4 protein-coding genes are annotated in these 5,797 nt (G+C 70.3%); 3 read left to right on the forward strand and 1 reads right to left on the reverse strand.

Features of this window, described 5'->3' with window-relative positions; all coding sequences use genetic code 11:
- Positions 1 to 16: 16 nt before the first annotated feature.
- A complete protein-coding gene (locus tag ACPYOG_RS18365) occupies positions 17 to 1,384 on the reverse strand; it encodes an ABC transporter substrate-binding protein (RefSeq protein ID WP_481295587.1) in 1,368 nt (455 codons plus the stop codon).
- Between the two features lie 133 nt (positions 1,385 to 1,517).
- On the opposite strand from ACPYOG_RS18365, the gene ACPYOG_RS18370 reads away from it, so the two are divergent.
- From ACPYOG_RS18370 to gndA, 3 genes are all read left to right on the forward strand, one after another.
- A complete protein-coding gene (locus tag ACPYOG_RS18370) occupies positions 1,518 to 2,660 on the forward strand; it encodes a LacI family DNA-binding transcriptional regulator (protein ID WP_481295588.1) in 1,143 nt (380 codons plus the stop codon).
- The gene (gene uxaC, locus ACPYOG_RS18375) at positions 2,657 to 4,072 is read left to right on the forward strand and encodes a glucuronate isomerase (protein ID WP_481295590.1); all 1,416 of its coding nucleotides are present in this window, start codon (positions 2,657 to 2,659) and stop codon (positions 4,070 to 4,072) included. The genes ACPYOG_RS18370 and uxaC overlap by 4 nt, the downstream gene beginning before the upstream one ends.
- Positions 4,073 to 4,297: 225 nt before the next feature.
- Positions 4,298 to 5,755 (forward strand): NADP-dependent phosphogluconate dehydrogenase, encoded by a 1,458-nt coding sequence (gene gndA, locus ACPYOG_RS18380; RefSeq protein ID WP_481295589.1) that lies wholly within the window; start codon positions 4,298 to 4,300, stop codon positions 5,753 to 5,755.
- Positions 5,756 to 5,797 lie beyond the last annotated feature (42 nt).

Here is a 5,797-nt window from a genome sequence, read left to right on the forward strand (position 1 = left end):
TCCGTCGTCGGCAGCGTCAGATGTGTATAAGAGACAGGTTCAGTGCCGCTTGGGCGGCATCCTGAGCGGTCTTCAGCTTGGCCTCGAGGTCGGAAGCCGACACGCCCCCGCTGGAGAGTCCGGGAATGGACTGCACCACCACGTTCACCAGGGCCAGCTGCGTGTCGCCCCAGGCGCCGGTGAACGGCGTTCCGTACGCCTTCGTCCCGGCGTCGAGGATCGGGGTGAGGAGCTGGTTGCCCTCCTCGATCTTCTTGGCCGCCGCCGCGTTGGTCGGGAGGTCACCGAAGGTCTTGGTGTAGGCCACCTGGTTGTCCTCGCTGGTGAGCATGTTGATCAGCGCGAAGGCGAGGTCCTGGTTCTTCGAGTACTTGGCGACGACCATGTTGTCGCCGGAGATGATGGTCGCCGCTGCCTTGCCGTCGCTCGGGAGCTTGGAGGCGCCCGGCGGGACGGTCGGCATCACCGCATAGGCGTACTTGCCCGCCATCGGAGACGCATCCAGGCTCACCTGCGAGGACGACGACACCATCGGCAGGAACGCGGCCTTGCCCTGTGCGAAGGCGGCGACGGCCTGCGCGTTCTTCCAGCCGATCGCGGCCGGGTCGACCACCTTGTCGGAGGTGAGCCAGCCGAAGTAGGTCTGGTACGCCTTCTTCACCGCGGCGTCGTCGATGGTCGCCTTCTTGGACTTCGCATCCAGGATCGTGTTGCCCTGCTGCATCGCCATGGTCCAGATGAACTTCCAGGGGTCGTACCCGTCGGCGTAGGCGATCGCCATGCCGTGGACCCCGCCGGTGGTGAGCTTCTTCGCCTGCGCGAGCAGGCCATCCCATGTGGTGGCGGGCTTGTCGATGCCCGCGGCTGCCAGCAGGTCCTTGTTGTACGCCATCACGAACGGCCGGCTGAGGAATGGGATGCCCACTTCGTCCTTCTGGTCGGGGCCGGAGATGCCGAGCGTCGCCGGGACGAACCGGTCGCGGCCGCCGAGCTTCTTCCAGTCGTCGTCCGTGAGCTTCACGAATGCGCCGGTGGAGTAGGCGGTGGGGGTGAACGTCGTGCCCAGGTCGTAGATGTCCGGGCCCTGGCCGCTGAGCACCGAGGTCTGGATCTTGGTGAGCTCGTCGTTCGCCGACGCGAAGGTCTCGAACTTGACCGTGGCTCCCGTCTTCTTCTGGAACTGCGCCGAGACGTCCTGGAACCATTTCTGCTGCTGGGTCGGATAGAGGGCGTTGGCGGCGATCATGACGTCGAGCGTCTTTCCCTTGCCGTCGACCGCCCCTCCGGAGCTCGTGCTGCTGCTGCCTGCGCCGGAGCATCCGGTCAGGGCGAGGCCGAGGGCTGCCAGCCCCGCGACCGCACCGAGTGCGAGTCGTGATCTCATCGTGGCTCTCCTTCGAGTCGGGATGTGGCGTGCGCCCCACCTGTCCAGGGGAGGCTGGGGCCGACTCTAGGAGAGGTGGCAAACCTGGTGCAAGCGATTGCCATGATTTGCCATGCTGTGCTGTGATGGCCTCATGAGCTCCCTCAGCGGCGCCGCAGCGAAGCGGCCGGCGACCCTCGCGGATGTGGCAGCGGCCAGCGGGGTCGCCACCTCGACGGTGTCGCGCGCCCTCTCCAATCCGGGCCGGGTGAACGCTGCGACGCGCGCCCGCATCGAGGAGGCGGCGAGGGAGCTCGAGTACGTCCCCAACTCGCAGGCACGCGCGCTGACCAGCGGGCGCACCCGCGCCATCGCCGTGCTCGTCTCCGACGTGACGAACCCGTTCTACTTCGGCATCATCCGGGGCACGCAGCACCAGCTGAAGGCGGCCGGCTACACGCAGCTGCTCGTGGACACCGAGGAGTCCGACGAGCTCGAGGACGGGATGCTGCACAAGCTCCGCCGCTCATTCGATGGCGCCATCCTGGCCGCGTCCCGGCTCACGGATCGCCGCCTGACGGCGCTCGCCCAGGAGATGCCGCTGGTCGCCATCAACCGGCAGACCCGGGGCGTCGCCAGCGTCTTCATCGACACGCCGAACGGCGTCGAGCAGGCCGTCGGCCACCTGGTGTCCCTTGGTCACCGGGACATCGCATACGTCGCGGGACCGGAGACCTCCTGGTCGAACGAGCGGCGCTGGCGCGCCTTCCTCCGCGCCTCCGGGGAGCACGGCGTCTCCGCCCGGCGCATCGGCCCGTTCGCACCGCGCAGGTACGCGGGCGCCGCTGCCGCCGACGCGGTGCTCAACGCGGGAGTGACGGCGTGCGTCGCGTTCAACGATCTGCTTGCGATCGGGATGCTCGGGCGGTTCCGGGAGCGCGGAGTCCGCGTCCCGGAGGACGTCAGCATCGTCGGCTGCGACGACATCTTCGGCGCCGACTTCTGCAACCCGCCGCTCACGACCCTGACGGCGCCGATCGAGCAGGCGGGACGGACGGCCGTCAGCATCCTGCTCTCCCGGCTGGATGGGGGGCCTGCGCCGCTCGTGCGCAGCGGGACGACGTTGCCGACCCACCTGACGGTCCGCGACTCCACCGGGCCGGCGCCGGCCGGTGGGTGGGCGTCCTCGGCGTTGCCGACCGCGCCCTCGCCGGGTTCGTCGTCCTCGCCGACTGCGCCGTCCTCGCCGATCTCGCCGTCCTCCCCGACCGACCGAACGGAGCCAGAAGCCCGATGACCGCGCTCGCGCCGCATCCCGACCGCCTCCTCCCCGCCGATCCCGGCGTGCGGGAGCTCGCCCGCCGGCTCTACTCGGCGGTCGCGACCGCGCCCATCCTGTCGCCCCACGGTCACGTGGATGCGCGCCTGCTGGCGGACGACGAGCCGTTCCCGGACCCGGCGGCGCTCCTCATCACGCCCGACCACTACGTGACCCGCATGCTGCACGCCGTCGGTGTTCCGCTGGACCAGCTGGGCGTGTCCCGCCACGGCGTCCCCTCCCCCGTCTCCGGGCGGGCCGTCTGGCGCACGCTCTGCGAGCACTGGGATGCGTTCCTCGGCACCCCCGTCCGCTTCTGGTTCGAGTCCGAGTTCAGCGAGGTGTTCGGGCTCACCGAGCAGCCGTCCACCCGGAATGCGGACGCCCTGTACGACCAGCTCGCCGAGACCCTCGGTCGCCCGGAGTTCCGCCCGCGCGCCCTGTTCGACCGGTTCGGCATCGAGGTGCTCGCCACCACCGACGACCCCGCGGACGACCTGGAGGCGCACGTCCGGCTGGCCGCCGATCCGTCCTTCCGCGGACGCGTGCTCCCGACCTTCCGCGCCGATCGCTACATGCACCCCGACGAGCCCGGCTGGGCCGACCGCCTGGAACGGCTGGCGGCCCGGGCGGACGTCGACACCCGCTCGCACGCCGGCCTCCTCCAGGCGCTCCGGGCTCGCCGGCGGGCCTTCGCCCAAGCGGGCGGGACCGCGACGGACACCGGAGTGCGGGATGCCGGGAGCGAGCCCCTCGCGCCGGCCGAAGCCGAGCGCATCCACCGGGCCGCTCTCGCCGGTTCGCTGACCGCGGCGGAGGCCGTCGCCTACCGGCGTGACCTGCTCTACCGGCTGGCCGAGATGTCCGCCTCCGACGGCCTCGTGATGCAGCTGCATCCCGGCGTGATCCGCAACCACCACCGGCCGACCTTCGACGCGTACGGGCCCGACACCGGTCACGACCTGCCGGCGGTCGGAGCCTTCACCGAGCCGCTCACGCCCATCCTGCGCGATTTCGGCACGAACCCCGCCTTCCGCCTGGTGCTGTTCACCGTCGACGAGACCGTCTTCTCGCGCGAGATCGCGCCGCTCGCCGGCTTCTATCCCTCGGTGTACGCGGGCGCGCCGTGGTGGTTCCTCGACACTCCGTCGGCCATCCGGCGCTACCGCGAGGCCGTCACCGACAGCGCCGGCTTCACCAAGACCAGCGGCTTCATCGACGACACCCGGGCCTTCTGCTCCATCCCGGCCCGCCACGACATGTCCCGACGGGTCGACGCGGGCTACCTGGCAGGGCTCGTGGCGACGCACCAGCTGAGCGAGGAGGATGCGCTCGCCGTGGCGAAGCGCTTCGTGGACGACATCCCGCGGGCGACGTTCCGGTTGGGGTGAGCGGCGTCGTGGCCCCGTTGCTCTGCCGCGCTCCGACGGCAGGCGAATCCCAGCGGGTGGAACGCCGGAGGCGCGATCGTTACGCCCGGGGACGGAGCGGCACCGGCGCCACGCTACGCTGGGAGGACTGCTCGATTCTTGCCACCAGCGGGAGAGCTGACCCCCGGACCCTACCCGTCGCGGCGGACGGCCTCTGCCTGCCGCGGCCCCACGAAGGAGCATGACGTGTCACAGGAAGCAACCGCCAACATCGGAGTCGTCGGCTTGGCGGTGATGGGATCGAACCTGGCCCGCAACCTCGCCTCCCGCGAGGGCAACACCGTCGCCGTGTACAACCGCACCTACGCCCGCACCGAGGACCTGCTGAAGGAGCACCCGGAGGCCGGCTTCGTCGGATCCGAGCAGATCGACGACTTCGTCGCCTCGCTGTCCACGCCCCGCACCGCGATCATCATGGTGCAGGCCGGGAAGGGCACGGACGCCGTGATCGACCAGCTGGTCGAGCGGTTCGAGCCGGGCGACATCATCGTGGATGGCGGCAACGCCAACTTCCACGACACCATCGACCGGGAGAAGCGGATCGCGCCGACCGGCATCCACTTCGTCGGCGCCGGCATCTCCGGCGGCGAGGAGGGCGCCCTGAACGGCCCCTCGATCATGCCGGGCGGTTCGGCCGAGTCGTACGAGACGCTCGGCCCGATCCTCGCGTCGATCGCCGCCGTCGCCGAGGGCGAGCCGTGCGTGACCCACGTCGGCACCGACGGCGCCGGCCACTTCGTCAAGATGATCCACAACGGCATCGAGTACGCCGACATGCAGCTGATCGCCGAAGCGTACGACCTGCTGCGGACCATCGGCGGCCTGACCCCCGCGCAGATCGCCGACGTCTTCGCCGAGTGGAACAACGGCTACCTCGAGTCGTACCTGATCGAGATCACCGCCGAGGTGCTGCGCCAGGTGGACGCGGAGAGCGGCAAGCCGTTCATCGACATCGTCCTCGACCAGGCGGGATCCAAGGGCACCGGCGTCTGGACCGTGCAGAACGCGCTCGACCTCGGCGTCCCCGTCGGAGGTATCGCCGAGGCGGTGTTCGCCCGGGCCGTGTCCTCGAAGCCCGCCCAGCGCGCCGCGGTGCAGGCCACCCTCCAGTCGCGTCCCGAGGTGCAGAAGGCGTCCGATGTGGCCACGTTCGCCGACGACGTGTCCAAGGCGCTCTACGCCTCCAAGGTCGTCGCATACGCGCAGGGCTTCGACGCCATCATCGCCGGCGCCGAGAAGTACGGCTGGGACATCCACAAGGACGAGATCGCGAAGATCTGGCGCGGCGGCTGCATCATCCGCGCCCAGTTCCTGAACCGGATCGCCGACGCCTACGACGAGAACCCGAACATCGCGACGCTGCTCGAGGCCCCGTACTTCGCCGACGCCGTGCGCGAGGGCGAGGCGGCCTGGCGCCGCATCGTGGCCACGGCCGCGCTCTCCGGTGTCCCAGTCCCCGGCTTCGGCGCCGCCCTGTCGTACTACGACTCGCTGGCCTCGACCCGCCTGCCGGCCGCGCTCGTGCAGGGCCAGCGCGACTTCTTCGGCGCGCACACCTACAAGCGCGTCGACAAGGACGGCGTCTTCCACACCCTGTGGTCGGGCGACCGCACCGAGATCGCGACCGAGGGCTCCTCGCACTAGCCCTCCTGTCTCTTATACACATCTGACGCTGCCGACGACGGA

It is taken from the genome of Leifsonia sp. HAY1-4F, assembly GCF_056755275.1.